The sequence below is a fragment of the Pseudomonas sp. YuFO8 genome (genome assembly GCF_035065025.1).
Classification (GTDB): Bacteria; Pseudomonadota; Gammaproteobacteria; order Pseudomonadales; family Pseudomonadaceae; genus Aquipseudomonas; species Aquipseudomonas putida_AE.
Genome location: NZ_JAXDEQ010000196.1, coordinates 1 through 394, shown reverse-complemented (window position 1 = coordinate 394; position 394 = coordinate 1). Strand labels below are relative to the sequence as shown.

General features: G+C 57.9%; 1 pseudogene. It reads left to right on the top strand.

The features are described from left to right. Nucleotides 1–253: 253 nt before the first annotated feature. Nucleotides 254–394: pseudogene (locus SOP95_RS31970) on the top strand (GntR family transcriptional regulator); the annotation flags it as partial.

Below are 394 nucleotides of genomic sequence, written 5' to 3'. Positions count from 1 at the left end.
CCTGGGCGGGTGCCTGGCTCAGCATCAGGCTGGCAAACAGGGCAGTAAGCAGGGCGCTGTAGCGCTTGGTCATGGCAACTCTCCGAGAAGGGCGAAGGAATTTTCTGGATTTGCTCAGTGCACAGCCCATGCCATCACGCTCAATAACGCCTGAAAGCCAGGCACCCATTGCGTTTTGGTGGTCGGACTGGTCTGAACAGTTCGCGGACTTTTCGCACCCTTTTCGAGCGCCGACAAAACCCCGCGAGCCCCTTTGGGGCGTGGCTTGCCGCCGGCTGCGAATAGCTTTACAACTAGCCGCTCAGTTGACTGGAACCTTGAGTTTTCTATGAATTCCATCGCCCAAGCCGTACCGGAAGCGGCCCTGCAGGCCATACGCAAACTGATCAAGGAG